The 16,720-nt window shown below is 69.9% G+C and carries 14 protein-coding genes; 3 read left to right on the plus strand and 11 right to left on the minus strand.

Annotated features, from left to right (window positions below; all coding sequences use genetic code 11):
• Positions 1-201: 201 nt before the first annotated feature.
• From gspD to gspE, 11 genes are read right to left on the minus strand one after another with little or no spacing between them, the layout of a single operon-like run.
• Positions 202-2,403, minus strand: coding sequence for a type II secretion system secretin GspD (gene gspD / locus LMJ29_RS09075; RefSeq protein ID WP_229605199.1), 2,202 nt, complete (start codon positions 2,401-2,403; stop codon positions 202-204).
• Between the two features lie 13 nt (positions 2,404-2,416).
• Positions 2,417-3,040, minus strand: a complete 624-nt coding sequence (locus LMJ29_RS09080; RefSeq protein ID WP_229605200.1) for a hypothetical protein — start codon at positions 3,038-3,040, stop codon at positions 2,417-2,419.
• On the minus strand, positions 3,037-3,630 hold the full coding sequence (gene gspM / locus LMJ29_RS09085; protein WP_229605201.1) for a type II secretion system protein GspM: 594 nt from the start codon (positions 3,628-3,630) through the stop codon (positions 3,037-3,039). The genes LMJ29_RS09080 and gspM overlap by 4 nt, the downstream gene beginning before the upstream one ends.
• A complete protein-coding gene (locus LMJ29_RS09090) occupies positions 3,627-4,832 on the minus strand; it encodes a PilN domain-containing protein (protein ID WP_229605202.1) in 1,206 nt (401 codons plus the stop codon). Before LMJ29_RS09090 ends, gspM begins: the two co-directional genes overlap by 4 nt.
• Positions 4,833-4,876: 44 nt before the next feature.
• On the minus strand, positions 4,877-5,773 hold the full coding sequence (locus tag LMJ29_RS09095) for a type II secretion system minor pseudopilin (protein ID WP_229605203.1): 897 nt from the start codon (positions 5,771-5,773) through the stop codon (positions 4,877-4,879).
• Positions 5,751-6,413, minus strand: coding sequence for a PulJ/GspJ family protein (locus tag LMJ29_RS09100; protein WP_229605204.1), 663 nt, complete (start codon positions 6,411-6,413; stop codon positions 5,751-5,753). The genes LMJ29_RS09095 and LMJ29_RS09100 overlap by 23 nt, the downstream gene beginning before the upstream one ends.
• Positions 6,413-6,805, minus strand: coding sequence for a type IV pilus modification PilV family protein (locus LMJ29_RS09105; protein WP_229605205.1), 393 nt, complete (start codon positions 6,803-6,805; stop codon positions 6,413-6,415). The genes LMJ29_RS09100 and LMJ29_RS09105 overlap by 1 nt, the downstream gene beginning before the upstream one ends.
• A complete protein-coding gene (locus LMJ29_RS09110) occupies positions 6,795-7,370 on the minus strand; it encodes a GspH/FimT family pseudopilin (RefSeq protein ID WP_229605206.1) in 576 nt (191 codons plus the stop codon). Before LMJ29_RS09110 ends, LMJ29_RS09105 begins: the two co-directional genes overlap by 11 nt.
• On the minus strand, positions 7,339-7,791 hold the full coding sequence (gene gspG, locus LMJ29_RS09115; RefSeq protein WP_229605207.1) for a type II secretion system major pseudopilin GspG: 453 nt from the start codon (positions 7,789-7,791) through the stop codon (positions 7,339-7,341). The genes LMJ29_RS09110 and gspG overlap by 32 nt, the downstream gene beginning before the upstream one ends.
• Before the next feature lie 22 nt (positions 7,792-7,813).
• Entirely contained in the window at positions 7,814-9,034 is a 1,221-nt protein-coding gene (locus LMJ29_RS09120; protein ID WP_229605208.1) for a type II secretion system F family protein, read from the minus strand.
• 2 nt (positions 9,035-9,036) lie between these two features.
• On the minus strand, positions 9,037-10,764 hold the full coding sequence (gspE, locus tag LMJ29_RS09125; RefSeq protein WP_229605209.1) for a type II secretion system ATPase GspE: 1,728 nt from the start codon (positions 10,762-10,764) through the stop codon (positions 9,037-9,039).
• Positions 10,765-10,942: 178 nt separating this feature from the next.
• Between gspE and LMJ29_RS09130 the strand changes: the two genes are divergently transcribed.
• Genes LMJ29_RS09130 through LMJ29_RS09140 form a run of 3 tightly spaced genes read left to right on the plus strand, consistent with a single transcriptional unit; the run spans position 10,943 to position 16,616 of the window.
• Entirely contained in the window at positions 10,943-11,743 is an 801-nt protein-coding gene (locus tag LMJ29_RS09130) for a TraX family protein (RefSeq protein WP_229605210.1), read from the plus strand.
• A gap of 20 nt (positions 11,744-11,763) precedes the next feature.
• Complete coding sequence (locus LMJ29_RS09135; protein WP_229605211.1) at positions 11,764-12,984, plus strand: exonuclease SbcCD subunit D C-terminal domain-containing protein; 1,221 nt, start codon at positions 11,764-11,766, stop codon at positions 12,982-12,984.
• Complete coding sequence (locus LMJ29_RS09140; protein WP_229605212.1) at positions 12,981-16,616, plus strand: AAA family ATPase; 3,636 nt, start codon at positions 12,981-12,983, stop codon at positions 16,614-16,616. Before LMJ29_RS09135 ends, LMJ29_RS09140 begins: the two co-directional genes overlap by 4 nt.
• Positions 16,617-16,720: the final 104 nt, after the last annotated feature.

Here is a 16,720-nt window from a genome sequence, read left to right on the forward strand (position 1 = left end):
GCGAAGTCGGGCGCCGCTTGTTCAGCGCACGAAACAGGTGAAACGCCTGCCAAGCCTGGCCTCCAGTATTTCCGGGGGCTCTGGCGAACAGGGGGCATGGGCGAGCTGTTCAGGCGCGTTAACAGCGTCCGGGGAAAGTGAGGCAGGCGCCTGGCCTTGAGCCCGCCCCGCGCCTCGCCACCCACCCCGCGCCGCGCATGCTCAGAGCTGTCGCCCCCGATCCAGCCAGACATCCTGCGGCAGGGTCACGTCCTTGAGCTTGTTGCGGTATTCGCGGGTCACCTCGCGGGCCTCGTCGAGCTTGGTCACTGCGGTCGGGGTGAGCATCACCACCAGCTCGGTGCGGCTCTTCGACTTGCCCTGGCTGCCGAACAGCCAGCCGAGCACCGGGATATGGCGCAGGTAGGGCAGACCCTCGCTGGCGCGGCCCTCGTCCTCCTTGATCAGACCGCCCAGCACCAGGGTTTCGCCGCTCTGGATGGCCACGTTGGTGGCGATGCGCCGCTGGTTGATGGTCGGCGAGTCGATGCCGGAAGTCTGGGTATCGCTGACGTCGTTCACCTCCTGGGTGATCTCCAGGGTGATCATGCCGCCGGCGTTGACCCGCGGCGTCACCTCCAGCAGCACGCCGGTGTCACGGTACTGGATGGTGCTGGTGACCAGCGCGGAGGGGTCTTCCGGCTCGGCGACCACGCCGCTGGTGTTGGTGGTTTCCGAGGTGCGAATCGGCACCTGGTCACCGACGCGAATGGACGCGGTGCGGTTGTCCAGCACCATCAGGGTGGGCGACGACACCACGTTGAGCTTGGAGTCGCGGGCCAGCAGATCGAGCAGAACCCGCGCCTCGCCGTCCTCGATGACGGTGTAGGAGCCGGTCGGCGTCAGGTCGGTGGGGCCGACCAAGGGCCGGCCCGCGCCCAGCACGGCGAGGCCCCGCATGCCGCCGATGGAGTTCTTGAAGAACCACTGCAGGCCGTAGCGCAGCTCGTCCTCCAGGGTCACCTCGACGATGGTGGCCTCCACCAGCACCTGCAGCGGCAGGATGTCGATCTTCTGGATGGCCTTGAGCACCTTGTCGTAGTCGGTGGCGGTGGCCATGATCAGCAGGGCGTTGTTCTCCTCGTCGGCGATGATGCTGACCTCGCCGACCGCGAGGCTGGTGCCCTCGCCGCCGGGGCCGATCAGCACCGGCTCCGCGGGGGCCGGCTCGGCTGCCGGGGCCTCGCCCTCGGCCGGCGTCAGGGGGGGCGGCGCGTTGGTGTCCATGCTGCCGTTCCCGTTGCCGCTTTCCCCTTCCGTCTTCGGCTTGGCCTTGCCCTCGAACAGCTGGGTGAGCACCTCGGCCATGGTCTCGGCCTTGCCGTTCTGCACGTAGTACACGAACATGCTCGACCCCTGGCCGCCCTCGGCGCGGTCCAGACGCTCGATCCAGGCCTGGGCGTCGTCCAGGTACTTGCTCTGCGGGGTGATCACCAGCAGCGCATTGAGCCGCTCGATGGGCAGAAAGCGCATCATCCCCGCCAGCGGCCCGCCCGAAGCGTCGCCGAAGATGGTTTCCAGCTCCTTGAGCACCACCCCCGCCTCCACCGACTGCAGGCGGAACAGGCCGACCGACATGCCGCGCAACTGGTCGACGTCGAACAGCTGCACAGTCTCGCGGATATTGTTCAGCTCCTCCTGGCTGCCGGCCACCATCAGCAGATTGCGGCGCTCGTCGACGGTCATCAGGCCCTTGCTCGGCTTGAGCGGCTCGAGAATCTTCATCAGCTCGGCGGCCGAGATGTAGCGCAGCGGCACGACCAGCAGCTGGTAGCCGCGCATCTGCTTGGTATCCAGGCGCGGCACCAGGCCCGCCGAGGGCGCCGCCTCGAGCGGCACGATCTCGTAGAAGTTCTGCGAACGGATCAGGGCGGCGCCATTGACCTCGAGCAGCGTCTCCAGGGTCGGCAGCAGCGCCTCGCGGGTCAGCGGCCGGCTGGTCTGCAGGCTGACGGTGCCGGTGACGTTCTGGTCCAGCACGTAGTTGAGGCCGAGGATCTCGCCCATGATCACCTTGACCACCTCGGCGATCTCGGTCTGCTGGAAGTTGAGGGTGATGTCGCCCTCCGCCTCCGCTGCCGCCGCCGAACCGCCGGCGAGGTTGACCGTGGCGCCGGTGCCCCGGTAGATCTCCGCCCTGGGGCCGCGCACCGGCGCTTCCACGGGCGAGGCGGTATCCCGGCGCAACGGCCCCTCATGCTCGATGGCGACCCTGGGTGGGGCAGTCGTCCCGAGCGCCTCGCTCTTCTTGCCCCACGGGTTGTCCAGCACCGCGCGGTCGCCCCCGGGGATCGCGGCGCAGGCGGCCAGCACCAGGTACGCACCGAACAGCAGGGGCCCGCCGAAACGCCTGAGCATCATCATGTGCCTTCTCCTTTCATCCTCTGCGGACCGGCTCGACGAGGGCCGTGCGGCCTTTCGGCGGTGCCGTGCCGCTCGGCGCGCCCGGCGGCGCCGCGGCTGGCGGCGCGGCCGGTTTGCCCGATTTGTCCTTGTCCGCTGGCGCGTTGGCCGGTTTGTCCGGTTTTTCCTTGCCGGCTGGCGCCTTGGGCGGCTTTTCCGCCTTGTCCGCCTGGTCCGGCTCCTGGTGGGCCTGCGGTTCGCGCAGCAACAGCTCCACCTCGGTGCCGTCGTTGCCCAGCCATACCCGGTCGCGCTCGATACGCCGCAGCCGCCACTCGTCGGCGAGGGCCATGCCCACTTCCAGGCGCAGGCGCAGCTCGCCCTGGCGCTCGCTGAAGATGGCCATCTGCTGGTCGTTCTCCAGCACGATGCCGCTCAGCCGCCAGACCTCGCGCAGCTTCTGCGCATCCAGGCTCTCGGTGGGCGCATCCAGCACCGCCGCCGGTCGACGGGTGTTGCTGAACAGCGGCCGCTCGATCATCTGGTTGAACTGGCTGAAGTCCGGCCGCGCCATGGGCGCCTCCGGCTCCTGCGCCCGCACCGCCAGCCAGGGCAGCAGGGTCGGCAGCAGCAGGCAGACCGTCAGGCGGCGGCTCATGGCGCCTCCGTCTTGGCGATGAAGCCCTTGAGGTCGAAGGTGACGTCCAGCGAAGGCACCGCCTTGATGTCCTCGGCGCGCCGGAAGCGCTGCATGTCGACCCGCGGATTGCTGAGCACCACCAGGTTTTCCACCAGCAGCAACGGCTCGTGCCAGGCCAGCGCGTAGAGCAGGCGGACCAGTTGCTCGGTTTCGCCGCGCAGGTGCACCTTGAGGCCCACCGAGGCCACCGGCGCCTCGCCGTCGGCGGTGGTGACGATCTGCACGCTGACCAGCTGCGCGCCCATCTCGCCGATCAGCCGGGTGATCTGCTGCTGCAGCTCGGCCCCGGCCAGCGCCGGCCGACTCTCGGCGAGCAGCAGGCGGCTGACCGGGTTGTCGCGCTTGAGTTCGGCCAGACGCTGCTCCTGCGCGGGCAGTTCGGCGATCAGGCGCTGATAGACCGCCAGACGCTGCTCCAGGTCGTCGATCTGCTCCTGGCCGCTGCGGAACTGGGCGAGCAGCGGGCCGACCACCAGCCCCAGCAGGAGGAACACCACCACCACCAGGATGGCGACCGCCAGCAGCTGGCGGAGGCGCTGCGGCATCATGGTGTCGTCTCCGTCTGCTCCGCGTTCTCCGTTTTCCCGGTTTTCTCCGTCGCTTCGGGCGAGGCGGACGGCGGCGCCTCACCGGCGGCGGCGACCTTGCGCTCGGCGAGCAGGCTGAAGCGGTCCTTCTGGGTCCTGGGATTGCTGGTGATCGGCGAGGCGAAGGTGACGTTCTGCAGGGTCTGCGACTTCTCGAACAGGGCGATCAGCGCCGAGGCCTCGGCGGACTCGCCCTCCATGCGCACGCGATCCTCGCTGAGCTCGAAGCGGCTGAGCCAGGTGGTGTCCGGCAACAGCTGGGTCAGCTCGTTGAGGGTCAGAAGGATCGCCGGTGCCTTCTCCTGCTGCGCGCGCAGGTAGCCACCGCCGCCCTCCAGGCGCTGCAGCTCGGCGCGCACCTGGGCGGCCCGCTCGGCCGCGGCCCTGGGCTTCTCCAGCGCCTCGGTCAGGTTGGCGATTTCGCGCCGCTGCTCGAGCAGCGGAAACCCCACCAGCAGCGCCAGCACCACCAGCCCGAGGCCGGCCTGCAGGCGGCGGTCGGTGCGCCAGTCGCGCCGGCGCTCGCGCCTGCGGCTGCCCGGCAGCAGGTTGATGCCGTTGCCGCTCCAGTTGTCCTCGCCACCGCCCAGGCTCACCGTGGCCGGATGCACGCCCAGCTCGTCGAGGCGCTGCAGCAGGCCGTCGAGATAGTCGCGCGGCACCACCAGCAGCTCCACCTGCAGGCGCTGGTGGGCGCGGTCGCGCTGGACGATTCGATAGCCGAAATAGACCTGGTCGCTGGAGAACGGCGTATGGCGGTCCATCTCGAAACGCAGCACGTTGTCCAGGCCGGATTCGGTGGCCGCCGGCAGGGCGATGACCTTGCGCAGCGTCCTGCCCGGCGGCAGCAGCAGGACCACCTTGTCGGCCTTGGGCGCGCGGGTCAGCAGGGGGTCGGTGACGAACGAAGGCCACTCGTCCTCGGCGCCCACCGGGGCGCTGGCCACCGTTTCGATCTGGTTGAAGTTGCCGTAGCCGACGCGGCACTGCTGATCGTCCATGGCGATGCACAGCACCGTGCCGCGCTGGTGCAGGCGTTGCTGCCAGCGCGGCGGGAGCAGGCCGATCAGTTCCTCGCTCCACCATTGCCAGAATTGCTCGACCAGACCGCCCAGCGTCCCGGCCAGGGTGCCCAGCCTCGCCAGCTGCAAGCGATCGTTCATCGCCCTCCCCCTTCCCCAACGGGACTGCGGCCGTGGCCGTCCCCTCACTCCGGCGGCGTGTCGTCCAGAACCTCCAGACCCTGCCCCCCACCGCGCAGGTGAATCAGAAGCTGTCGCTTGATCTGTATGCTCGGACTTACCGCAGTCCGGGTAACGATAGAGTAGTTCACCCCCGGGGCGTTGGGCGCCAGAAAGCGCGAATCCACGCTGTTCAGCATCGGTGGCCGCTCGCCGCTCTCGTAGTTGCGCCGGCGCTCCTCGATGAAGTTGTCGATGCTCCCCGGATCGATACCCGGCAGCGCCAGCAGTACCTCGCGCGGCGCGACCAGCGGATTGATCTCGGCCTTGTTGGAGTCGATGGTCAGGGCCGGGCGCACCTGGTGGTACAACGCCTCGCTCATGCCCAGCACCTTGCGCAGCTCCTTGACCTCCTCGAAGGGCGTGTTGGCCGGCCCGGTCAGGCCGGCGGCCTCGTACTCCTCCTCCTCGGCGCCCAGCGGCGTGACCAGCCCATCCTCGTCGCGCCAGTCGACCACCGCGGCGGCCAGCGCCTCGGCGACCTTCTTGTCCAGGCCCACCGACTCGAACAGCCCTTGCAGCAGCACCGGGTCGGCTTCGTTGAGGTCGATCTTGCCCTGCTCGTCGAACAGCGCCACCTCCACACTGATGCCGTCCAGCTTCAGCGTCTTGGTGCTGCCGTCGGCCAGCCAGCCGGCGGTGTTGGCCTGCATCAGGCTCCACGCGCCCCAGTTGATCCCCGCCTCGGCGACGTGGCGGGCGGCGGCGGCCTGGCGCAGGTTGCCCGCCAGCTGCAGCTCGGTGCGACTGCCGGAGGAAAGGTTGAGCACCAGCATCGACAGCAGCACCAGCAGCCAGAGCACGCTGACCAGGGCGACCCCGGCGCTGCGCCGCGCCCGCTCATTTGCCGCTGAGCACGACATAGGCCATGTTCCTCGGCGCCACCACCAGTTCCGCCAGCGCGCCCTGCTTGCGCCGCGCCGGGGTGATGCGGATCAGCGCCGGCAGCGCCTGCTGCTGTTGCCACTCCGACTGCCATTCGCTACCGCCCTCGGTCAGCTGCTCCAGATAGGCGAAGCGCAGGGAGCGCGGCTGGTCGTCGAGCAGCACCTTCTGCTCGCCATCGTGCTCCAGGCTGTCGACCAGCAGCTTCCAGTCCATCGCGCGCATCTCCATCATCGGCATGTAGCGCATCAGCAGCTGCCAGCGCTGTCCCTCGCTGGACAGCGCCTTGTCCTGCAGCAGCTGCACCCAGTAGAGCTGATCGCTGTCGTCCAGCGTCGACAGCCGGCTGACGAAGATCACCCCCTCCTCGTCGCCGCGGAAGGCGAGCTGCTGCACATCCTCCTCGTCGCGCAGGGTGACCACCTCGGGGCCTTCGAGCAGGCGGCGCAGCAGCGCCTGGGCCAGGTAGTTGTCCTCGATCTCGCGCTGGCGCTGGTCGACCGCCTTCCAGGCGCCCATCGCCACCTGCAGGCCGCCGTAGGCCAGCAGCGACACCAGGGTCGCCAGGCTCATCGCCACCAGCAGCTCGATCAGGGTGAACCCCGCCACGCGTTTCATCACTGCTCCCGCATCAGCCGGATGGTGCTCAGGCTGAGCTGCTCGTTGGGCCGGCTCCCCCAGCTGACCGTGACCTGCACCCGCCAGGGCATCACGCCGTACTGCCCGCCGGGCTCCTGGTTGTCGAACTGGAAGCGCTCGACCTCGCTCTTCCAGCGGTAGCGCCCGCTGAGGCGTCCCTGGTGCTCGCCGCGGCTGTCCCAGCGCAATTGGGCGAGGACCTCCACCAGCTTGGATTCGGCCAGTTGCAGGGCGACCTGGTACTGCTCGGCGCGGTCCAGCGAGCCGAGCGACTGGGAGACGATGCGCAGCAGCACCGCCATGCTCAGGCTGAGGATAAGGAAGGCGACCAGCACCTCCAGCAGGGTGAAGCCGCGCTGCCTACATTTCATCGAACGATTCCCCGACGCCATGTCTCCTGCGCTCGAGTTCCTTGAGGCGGGCCTTCTCGGCCTTTTCGCGCGCCGCCTTGAGCCGTTCCTGCTCCTCCTCGGTACTGCGCTCGACCCGACCGCTCAGCCAGTCGACCACGATGACCCGGCTCTGGCCTTCCTCGAGCTTGACGGTGATGCTGCCGCCGGAAGAGTCGCCGGGCGGAAAGAAGAGGATCTGCGCCCCGCCGGCCTCGCCGCCGCCGCTCTCGCCGCCCTCCAGGGTCACCTCGATCCCGTTGCGCGGCCGGTAGGGAGCTTCGCGGTAGCTCAGGCGCAGGTCGTCGCTCTGCGCGTCCTGGCTGATGCTCACCGGCGCGCCGGAGAGGATCGCCTGGCTGCGCGCATGCCGCAGCATGGCCGCCAGACTGCGGGCCTCGGCCTCGAGGCCGAGCCCCGGCAACAGGCGCTGGAATCCCGGGCCGACCAGGCTGACCGCGAGCCCCGCGATCACCAGCACCACCAGCAATTCCATCAGGGTGAAGCCGCGCGCCTCATTCCCAGCTGCGCACATCGCGGTTTTCACCGTCGCCGCCTTCGCGGTTGTCCGCGCCCAGGCTCCACAGATCGAAGTCGCCGTTCTGGCCGGGCGAGCGGTACTGGTAGTCGTTGCCCCACGGGTCCTTGCGGATCACGCTCTTCTTCAGGTACGGGCCGTTCCAGTTGTCGACGTTGCGCGGCTTGGTGATCAGCGCGTCCAGGCCCTGCTCGCTGGTGGGATAGCTGCCCAGTTCGAGGCGGTAGAGATCCAGCGCCCCGCTCAGCTCCTGGATCTGCAACTGGGCGGCCTTGGTCTTCGAGCCGCTCAACTGCTTGAACACCTGGGGACCGACCAGGCTGGCCATCAGCCCGAGGATCACCAGGACCACGAGGATTTCCAGCAAGGTGAAGCCCCTGCCGCGCCGCGCCAGGCGGCGGTCGGTCGAGCGGCGAAGCGCGCGTGCCATGTGCATATCCGTATCTCCTGCTTCATATGGGTAGTTCGGTGATGCTCATGATGGCGACCAGCACCGAGAGGATGATCCCGGCGATCAGCACCCCCAGGCCGACGATCAACAGCGGCTCGAGTATCGCCAGCAGGCGCTGGATGGCGTTCTCCACCTCGCGGTCGTAGGTATCGGCGACCTTCATCAGCATCTCGTCGAGATGCCCGGTTTCCTCGCCTACCTGGATCATCTGCATCGCCAGCGAGGGGAACAGGCCGCTGGCGAGCAGCGGCGGCGCCAGCTGGCGCCCCTGCTTGAGGCCTTCGGCGGCGAGGCCGACCTGCTCGGCCAGCAGCCGGTTGCCGAGGGTCTGGCGGGCGATGCTCAGCCCCTGCAGCAGGGCCACGCCGCCGGTCAGCAGCGAACCCAGGCTGCGCGCGAAGCGGGCGGTCTCGACCCGCTGCAGCAGCCCGCCGATCAGCGGCAGGCGCAGCTTCAGGCGGTCCCACCGGTTGCGGTATTCGGGCTGTTGCAGCAGCTGGCGCGCGGCCACCGCGGCGCCGAGCAGCGCCAGCAGCAGCCACGGGCCGAAGGTGCGAATCCCCTCTGCCGCGCCGATGACGATCTGGGTGGACAGCGGCAGGCTGGCGCCCATGTCGTCGAACAACTGGCGGAACTGCGGGATCACGTAGACCAGGATGATCAGCAGCGAGGTCACCGACACGCCGAGCAGGATCACCGGGTAGATCAGCGCCGACACCAGGCGGTCGTGCAGCGACTTGCTGCGCTCCATGTAATAGGCCAGGTTGGCCAGCCCCTCGGAAAGGTTACCGGCGACCTCGGAGGCCTGGATCATGCTGATGTAGAAGCCGGAGAACAGCTCCGGGCGCTCGCCCATCACCCTCGACAGGCTGATGCCGCGGCGCACGCCTTCCTGGATCGGCGCGATCAGCTGCTGCATCTGCGGGTCGGGATCGACCCGCAGCATGATGTCCAGCGAGCGGTCAAGGGCCACCCCCGAGTGCAGCAGCGAGGCGAGGTTCTGGGTGAAGTGCAGCACCATCTTGCGGCTGCGCGTGCGGCCGAGCATCTCGCCGACGTCGACCTGCAATAACGACTGCCAGCCGCGCCGGGTGCCGATCTCGATGGGGATCAGGCCCTTGGCGCGCAGCTGCAGCAGCACGCCCTGCTCGTCCTCGGCCTCGAGGTCGCCGCTGTGCACCTCGCCGTCGTTGCTCACCGCCCGATAATGAAAGCGCGCCATCCTCAGCCCTCCTGGGTGACGCGGATCACTTCGTCGATGCTGGTGACGCCGTGGATCGCCTTCAGGCAGCCGTCCTCGTACATGGTCAGCATCCCCTCCTCGCGCGCGGCGCGCATCAGGGTGCCGGCGTCGGCGTGCTGGAGGATCAGGCGGCGGATGCCGTCGGTGATGGTCAGCACCTCGATGATGGCGATACGGCCGTAGTAGCCGGTGCCGTTGCACTCCGGGCAGCCCCTGGCCTTGTGCAGGGTCACCGGCTTGCCGCCGGACAGCTGGTCGAGGCGCATCTCGCGGACCATCTCCGGCAGCGGCGTCCACGCCTCGCGGCACTGCGGGCAGAGCTTGCGCACCAGGCGCTGGGCGAGCACGCCGTTCAAGGTCGAGGTCAGCAGGTAGTCCTCCACGCCCATCTCCATCAGGCGGGTGACACTGCTGGGTGCATCGTTGGTGTGCAGGGTGGACAGCACCAGGTGGCCGGTCAGCGCCGACTGGATGCAGATGCGCGCGGTCTCCAGGTCGCGCATCTCGCCGACCATGATGACATCCGGGTCCTGGCGCACGATCGAGCGCAGCGCGCTGGCGAAGGTCAGGCCGATGCTCGGCTTGACCTGGATCTGGTTGACCCCCTCGAGCTGGTACTCCACCGGGTCTTCCACGGTGATCAGCTTGCTCTCGCTGGTGTTGAGCATGTTCAGCGCGGTGTACAGGGTGGTGGTCTTGCCGCTGCCGGTCGGCCCGGTGACCAGCAGCACGCCGTAGGGAATCCGCAGGATGCCCTGCAGGCGCTGGTAGGGCTGCTCGCTGAAGCCCAGCGCGGCGAAGTCCAGCACCACGCTCTCGCGGTTGAGCAGGCGCATCACCACGCTCTCGCCGTGCATGGTCGGCACGGTGGACACGCGGATGTCGAGATCGTTGCCCTGTACGCGCATCTCGATGCGGCCGTCCTGCGGCAGGCGCCGCTCGGCAATGTTGAGGCGCGCCATCAGCTTGATCCGCGAGATCACCGCCGCCGACAGATTGACCGGCGGCGACTCGGTTTCCTGCAGCACGCCGTCGACCCGGTAGCGCACCTTGAGGCGGTTCTCGAAGGGCTCGACGTGGATGTCCGAGGCGCGCATGTCCACCGCGCGCTGGATGACCAGGTTGACCAGGCGGATGACCGGCGCCTCGCTGGCCATGTCGCGCAGCTGCTCGACGTCGTCGCTGCTTTCCGTCTCGTCGGCGGCGCTGACCCGCGAGAGGATGTCGCCCATCTGGCTGCGGCCCTCGCCGTACAGCCGCTCGATGGCCGATTCGATCTCGCTGGCCAGCGCCACCGTCGACTCGATCCGGCAGCCGGCGGCCAACGCCAGGGCGGAAATCACGTAGGCGTCCTGCGGATCGGCCAGCGCCACGCGCAGCACGCCGTCCTCCTGCGTAAGCGGCAGGGCGCGACATTCCTTGAGGAAACGGTAGGAAAGCCGTTCGATCGGCAGCGGTTCGCCGGGAAAATCGCCGGCCGGCACCAGCGGCAGGCCCAGCGAGGTGGACAATTGGCGGGCGATGTCCTGCTCGGACACCAGACCCATGCGCATCAGCAGGGTCTGCTGCGAGCAGGGCTCGGTCTGCGCGGCCTGCATGCGCTGCAGGCGGTTGTAATCCGACTCGCTCAGCTTGCCGGCCTGCAACAGCTCGCGCCCCAGATCCAGCGGCGCGGCGGCCGACGAGTTGATGACTGCCGAAGCGACCATCCGTCTTCCCCCTCCCGCCCGCTCTGCCGGCGGGTGTGGCGGCCTGCCGGGATGGCGGGCCAAGCGGTCTGGAAAAAATATAGACCCTCCGGCTGCAGACGATCGGGTTTGCCGCCAGCCGGAATCGCCGCCGATAATGCCCGGCCCGTCGCCAGGCGACGGCCGACCCAGGACCCTCATGATCGAACTGCCGCAGCCATCCACCCCGGCCGCCGTGCGTCCCCTGCCGGGGGCGGCGGCGCCCAGCCACGCCCGCGAGCGTGGCCTCGACCTGGTCAAGTGGCTGGCGCTGGCCAGCATGGCCGTCGACCACCTGCGCTTCCTGAGCCCCGGCCAGCCGCTGCTGGCCGGCTGTTTCGTGGTCGGCCGGCTGGCCTTTCCGCTGTTCTGCCTGGCGCTGGCCGCCAACCTGGCGCGCCGCCCGGCCGGCGCGTTCAGCGCCAGCGAGCGCCGCCATCTCGGCGCCCTGCTGCTGTTCGCGGTATTCAGCGAGCCCGCTCATGATCTGATGCTGGGCAACGCCCACAAGTTCAACATCCTGGTCACCCTGGCCCTCGGCTGGGGCATCGCCTGGGGCTGCAACGCCCTGCAGCGCGGGCCGCTGCTGATGGCCGGGCTGCTCGCCGGCGGCGCCGCCTGGCTGCACGCCAGCCTGACCTACGGCCTGCCCGGCGTGCTGCTGCCGACCTTCTGCCTGTTCGCCCTGCAACGCGGCGGCCCGTGGCCGGCCCTGGCGACCGCCACCGTACTGCTGGCCAATTTCACCCCGCGGCTGTCCGCCGGCCTGCTCGCCGGAGAGCCGCGCGACGCGCTGATCGCCGCCGTCTGCCTGGCCGCCCTGCCGCTCGGCCTGTGGCTGCTGCGCGCGCCGCTGCCGACGGGCCTGCGCGTCTCGGCGGTGGGCCGCTGGGCCTACTTCTTCTATCCATTGCACATGCTGATCATCGCCGCGACGGCCATACTGCTGCGCACCCTGTGAAGGACCTTGGGGAACCCATCATGCGTCTGATCCACACCTCCGACTGGCACCTGGGGCAGAACCTGCACGGCCAGGATCGCGATTACGAACACGCCGCCTTCCTCGCCTGGCTGCTGGAGCAACTGGTGGCGCAGCGGGCCGACGCCCTGCTGATCGCCGGCGACATCTTCGACACCGCCAACCCGCCGCTCAAAGCCCAGGAGCGCCTGTACGACTTCATCGTCGAGGCCCACCAGCGCCTGCCGCGGCTGGACATCGTGATGATCGCCGGCAACCACGACTCGGGCGGACGCATCGAGCTGCCGGCGCCTTTGATGCGCCGCCTCAACGCCCATGCCCTCGGCCGCATCGAGCGGCTGGACGACGTGCTGGACAGCGACCGCCTGCTGCTGCCGCTGCACCGCGCGGACGGCGAGATCGGCGCCTGGTGCCTGGCGCTGCCGTTCCTGCGGCCGGCCGAGGTCACCGGCGGCGCGGTGGGCGACGACTACCTGGCCGGCATCGACCGGGTGCACCACGAGCTGATCGCCGCCGCCGAAGCCCGCCGCACGCCGGAGCAGGCGCTGATCGCGGTCAGCCATGCGCACATGGCCGGCGCCGCGGTGTCCGAGGATTCCGAGCGCAACATCGTCATCGGCACCGCCGAGGCGCTGCCGGCCAGCCTGTTCCCCGCGCAGGTCGCCTACGTCGCCCTCGGCCACCTGCACAAGCCGCAGCAGGTCGCCGGCCAGGGCCGCATCCGCTACAGCGGCGCGCCGCTGCCGCTGTCGTTCGCCGAGGTCGACTACCCGCACCAGGTGCTGCTCATCGAACTGGACGGCGCCGAACTGCGCGCGGTCGAATCGCTGCCGGTGCCGCGCGCGGTAGCCATGCTGCGCGTGGGCCCCGCGCCGCTGGCCGAGGTGCTGGAGCGCCTGGCCGCCCTGCCCGACGCCGCGCTGCCGCGCGAGCGCCGGCCCTGGCTGGAGGTGCGCGTGCAGCTGGAGCAGCCGCAGCCCGACCTGCGCCAGCAGATCGAGGCCGCGCTGGACGGCAAGAGCTGCCGCCTGGTGCGCATCGCCAGCGAATACCACGGGCGCAGCGAGGAGGCCCCGGCGCTGGTCGGCCTCGACCAGCTGAGCCCGCAGGAACTGTTCCGCCGCAGCTGGCAGGCCGAATACCACAACGAAGCCGATGCCCAGGTCCTGGAGGACTTCATGACCCTGCTGCAGACCGTGGAACTGCAAGGAGGCCGGGCATGAAGATCCTCGCCATCCGCCTGAAGAACCTCGCCTCGCTGGCCGGCGAGCAGGAAGTCGACTTCACCGCAGAACCCTTGGCCAGCGCCGGGCTGTTCGCCATCACCGGGCCGACCGGCGCCGGCAAGAGCACCCTGCTCGACGCCCTGTGCCTGGCGCTGTTCGGCGAGACGCCGCGCCTGCAGCACGCCAAGTCCACCCTCAAGGTGCCCGACGGCAGCGACAACGATGCCCTCGGCAGCGACGACGGCCGCAACCTGCTGCGCCGCGGCACCAGCGGCGGGCATGCCGAGGTGGATTTCGTCGGCGTCGACGGCAAGCGCTATCGCGCCCGCTGGGAAGTGCGCCGCGCCCGCGACAAGGCCAGCGGCAAGCTGCAGAACAGCCAGCAGAGCCTGCGCGACCTCGACGGCGACCAGTTGCTGACCGGCAACAAGATCGAATTCCGCGAGCAGATGGAGTTGCGCCTGGGTCTGACCCTGCAGCAGTTCACCCGCGCGGTACTGCTGGCGCAGAGCGAGTTCAGCGCCTTTCTCAAGGCCGACGACAACGAGCGTGGCGCCCTGCTGGAAAAGCTCACCGACACCGGCGTGTACAGCAGCCTCGGCAAGGCCGCCTTCGCCGCCGCCAAGCGCGCGCGCGAAGCCCTCGAGGATCTGGAGCGCGAGGCCGGCGGCATCCGCCCGCTGGAGGCGGAGGAGCGCGCGGATCTGGAGCAGCGCCACGCCGCGGCCGTCGTCCTGTTCAAGACCGCGCAGAGCCAACTGCAGGAGCTGGAACGCCAGCGCCAGTGGCTGACCGAGCTGGCCCGTCTGCAGGGCGAACGGCAGGCCGCCCAGATCCAGCTGGACTCTGCCCGCACCGCGCAGGAAAACCTGGCCGGCGAACGCCAGACCCTCGCCCTGCTCGAACAGCTCGCCCCCGAACGACATCGCTTCGCCCGCCAGGCCGAACTGGGGCCGCTGCTGACCGAGCTGCACGCCAGTCTGCAACGTCACGGCGAGCAGCAGCAGGTCCTGCAGCAGCGGCTGATCGAGCTGGACGCCGCCGCCCAACGGACCGCCGCCGAACGGGACGCCGCCGAGCAGGCCCGCCAGTCGGCCGACGGCGCGCTGCGCCAGGCCTATGGCGAGGAACAGCGCCTCGCCGAACTGCAGCAGGAGCTGGCCAAGGCGCAACAAGCCGCACAGCAGGCGCGCGACGCCGTCGCGGCCGGGGAACGCACGCTGGCGCAACTGCAGGAGCGGCAAACCCGCCTGATCGCCCAGCAGGACGAACTGACCGAACGCCTGCAACACAGCGCCGACCTGCATGGGTTGTGCAGCGCCTGGGATGGCCACCGTCCGCGCCTGCAGCAGGCGGTGCAACTGGCCAACCAGCTGGGCAAGGGCCGCGAGGAGCTGCCCGCGCTGCAACAGGCCGCCAGCCAGGCCCAGCAGCAGCTGGAAGCCGCCCGCCAGCAGCTCGACGCCCTGCAGCAGCGACTCGGCGGCAGCGCGCCGGCCGAACAGATCGCCACCCTGCAACGGCAACTCGGCGGGTGGCGCCCGCGCCTGAGCGCCCTGGAAGAAGCGCAGCGTCTCTGCCAACGCCACACGGAACTGGCCAGCGGTCTGGCCAGGGTCCAGGCGCGCGCGACCGAGCTGCAGACCCGCCGCGAGCAGTGCGTGACCAGCGGCAAGGCGACCGGCAGCGAGCTGCAAAGCGCGGAGCAGGCGCTGAAGATCACCCTCGAGCTGCTCGAACGCCAGCGCCTGGCGCGCAGCGCCAGCGTCGAGGAACTGCGCGCGCAGCTGCGCGACGGCGAGCCCTGCCCGGTTTGCGGCAGCGCCGAGCATCCCTATCACCACGGCGACAGCCTGCTCGCCGCCCTCGCCAGCCAGGACGAGGCCGAAGCCGCACGCGCCCAGCAGCAGGTCGAGCGGCTCAGGGACCGTCAGATCGAACTGCGCACCGAGTATCGCGAGCTGGAGCGCCAGCTCGGCGAAGCGAACCAGGAGCGGGAGCGGCTCGCCGGCGAACTGGGCCCGCTGGAGCGCGACCTCGCCGCCCACGCCAAGCTGGCGACGCAGCCCGGCGAACAGCGCAGCGCGTGGCTGGCCGGCCAGGTGGCCGGCCTGCGCCAGTCGATCCGCGCGGCCGAGCAACGCCAGAGCGAGCTGCTGGAGCTGCAGCAGCACAGCGAACGCCTGCAGGAGCAGGATCGCCAGGCCGAACAGGCCAGCCAGACCGCCAGGCGCAATCTGGAACACCAGCAGCAGCGCCTGAGCGAGGACCAGCAGCGCCTGGACAGCGAACTGGAAACCTTCGCCGAACTGCTGCCCGGCGACTGGCTGCAGCGCTGGCAGGCCGCACCGGCGCTCAGCTTCATGGAGCTGGATCGCCAGATCGCCGAGCGCCTGCAGCAACTGGACGAGCAGCGCGAACTGGACGAGGAACAACGCGAGCGGCAAGCGACCCTGGAGCAGGAACGCCTGCAGCAGAACCATCGCCAGCAACTCCTGCACACCTGCGGCGCCCGTCTGGGCGAGCTGGACGAGCTGCGCCGCGTGGCCGAAACCGCCCTGCGCCAGTGCCTCGGCGCGCAGCCGAGCGCCGCGGCCTGGCAACAGGCGCTGGAGCAGGCGCAGGGCCGCGCGCGCGCAGCCGCGAGCAGCGCCGAGCAGGCGCGGCAGGACGCCCACACGCGCCAGGTCCAGCTCGTCGCCGAGGAGCACAACCTGCGCCAGCGCCTGAGCGAGCTGCACGCGGAGCAGGCCGGGTTGCAGCACGAACTCGCCGCCTGGCGCGCCGGCCATCCGCAACTCGACGACGCCACCCTCGCCGCCCTGCTGGCCCAGCCGGCGGCGCGCGCCGGCGAGCTGCGCGAGCAGTTGCAGCGCGCCAGCGAGACCCTGGCGCAGTGCCAGGTGCGCCTGGAGGAGCGCAGCCAGCAACTGGCCGCCCACCAGGCCAAACAGACCGAAGCGCCGGAGCCGGCTGCACTGGAGCAGGCGCTGGGCGAGCAGCAGCACCAGTGCGATCAGGCCGAGCAGCACAGCGTCGAGCTGCGCGCCGCATTGGTCGAGGACGACCGCCGCCACGGCCAGAGCCGCGAGCTGCTGACGCGCATCGCCGCGGCGCAGGCCGAACACCTGCGCTGGGGGCGGATCGGCGCGCTGATCGGCTCGGCGGAGGGGGACAAGTTCCGCCGCATCGCCCAGGGCTACAACCTCGACCTGCTGGTCCAGCACGCCAATGCGCAGCTGCGCCAGCTGGCCCGCCGCTACCGCCTGAAACGCGGCGGCAGCGTGCTGGGCCTGCTGGTGCTGGATACCGAGATGGGCGACGAGCTGCGCTCGGTGCACTCGCTGTCCGGCGGCGAGACCTTCCTGGTCTCCCTGGCCCTGGCGCTGGGCCTGGCGTCGATGGCGTCGAGCAAGCTGCGCATCGAGTCGCTGTTCATCGACGAAGGTTTCGGCAGCCTCGATCCCGAGTCGCTGCAACTGGCCATGGACGCGCTGGACAGCCTGCAGGCGCAGGGGCGCAAGGTGGCGGTGATTTCCCACGTGCAGGAGATGCACGAGCGCATCCCGGTACAGATCCGTGTGCAACGCCAGGGCAACGGCGCCAGCACGCTGGATATCGTCGGCTGACGGCGTGTGGCAGGACGGTGTAAAAAACCTGCGGTCGTTTTCCACGGGGTGGCCATCCACCCTGCGGTTCTTCTGTAGGGGCGAATTCATTCGCCGACGCGGCC

Origin of the sequence: Pseudomonas oryzagri (genome assembly GCF_020831405.1) — a bacterium.
In the GTDB taxonomy this organism is placed as follows: domain Bacteria; phylum Pseudomonadota; class Gammaproteobacteria; order Pseudomonadales; family Pseudomonadaceae; genus Geopseudomonas; species Geopseudomonas oryzagri.

What these genes read in the sequence shown, in the direction of transcription:
- gspD (WP_229605199.1), bottom strand. Translation starts at nt 2,403, where the DNA reads ATGATGATGCTCAGGCGTTTCGGCGGGCCCCTGCTGTTCGGTGCGTAC.
- LMJ29_RS09080 (WP_229605200.1), bottom strand. Translation starts at nt 3,040, where the DNA reads ATGAGCCGCCGCCTGACGGTCTGCCTGCTGCTGCCGACCCTGCTGCCC.
- gspM (WP_229605201.1), bottom strand. Translation starts at nt 3,630, where the DNA reads ATGATGCCGCAGCGCCTCCGCCAGCTGCTGGCGGTCGCCATCCTGGTG.
- LMJ29_RS09090 (WP_229605202.1), bottom strand. Translation starts at nt 4,832, where the DNA reads ATGAACGATCGCTTGCAGCTGGCGAGGCTGGGCACCCTGGCCGGGACG.
- LMJ29_RS09095 (WP_229605203.1), bottom strand. Translation starts at nt 5,773, where the DNA reads ATGTCGTGCTCAGCGGCAAATGAGCGGGCGCGGCGCAGCGCCGGGGTC.
- LMJ29_RS09100 (WP_229605204.1), bottom strand. Translation starts at nt 6,413, where the DNA reads ATGAAACGCGTGGCGGGGTTCACCCTGATCGAGCTGCTGGTGGCGATG.
- LMJ29_RS09105 (WP_229605205.1), bottom strand. Translation starts at nt 6,805, where the DNA reads ATGAAATGTAGGCAGCGCGGCTTCACCCTGCTGGAGGTGCTGGTCGCC.
- gspG (WP_229605207.1), bottom strand. Translation starts at nt 7,791, where the DNA reads ATGGCACGCGCGCTTCGCCGCTCGACCGACCGCCGCCTGGCGCGGCGC.
- LMJ29_RS09120 (WP_229605208.1), bottom strand. Translation starts at nt 9,034, where the DNA reads ATGGCGCGCTTTCATTATCGGGCGGTGAGCAACGACGGCGAGGTGCAC.
- gspE (WP_229605209.1), bottom strand. Translation starts at nt 10,764, where the DNA reads ATGGTCGCTTCGGCAGTCATCAACTCGTCGGCCGCCGCGCCGCTGGAT.
- LMJ29_RS09130 (WP_229605210.1), top strand. Translation starts at nt 10,943, where the DNA reads ATGATCGAACTGCCGCAGCCATCCACCCCGGCCGCCGTGCGTCCCCTG.
- LMJ29_RS09135 (WP_229605211.1), top strand. Translation starts at nt 11,764, where the DNA reads ATGCGTCTGATCCACACCTCCGACTGGCACCTGGGGCAGAACCTGCAC.
- LMJ29_RS09140 (WP_229605212.1), top strand. Translation starts at nt 12,981, where the DNA reads ATGAAGATCCTCGCCATCCGCCTGAAGAACCTCGCCTCGCTGGCCGGC.